Source organism: Virgibacillus sp. 7505 (genome assembly GCF_002272135.1).
Taxonomy (GTDB): domain Bacteria; phylum Bacillota; class Bacilli; order Bacillales; family Amphibacillaceae; genus Terribacillus.
On record NZ_NPBF01000286.1, the window covers coordinates 1 to 240 of the forward strand.

A 240-nucleotide genomic window follows, 5' to 3' on the forward strand; every position below is an offset into this window, starting at 1 on the left:
CATCAACATCGTCCGTTGACGGCTCCTTATGAATATGAACGAATAACCATAGTGCTTTTACGTTTATATCCGTTGGCAAGCCGTAGCTTTTTAGCTGTTGTTTGGTTTCAAAAGTGCTCTTTTTACTGGACAGCCACGGTGCTATGGCCTGTTCAAAATAATCGCCAATGTTGTTGCGAATCGCTTCCATTGAACGCTTTTGCAACTGCAACTTCTCCAATTCGCTTTTCCGTAACGACA

At 42.9% G+C, this 240-nt stretch carries 1 protein-coding gene; it reads right to left on the reverse strand.

All coding sequences use genetic code 11. The features are described 5' to 3' along the window. Window positions 1–205: hypothetical protein (locus tag CHH91_RS18985; protein WP_141234247.1), on the reverse strand; the 205-nt coding region annotated here is incomplete at its 3' end. Between the last annotated feature and the right edge of the window lie 35 nt (window positions 206–240).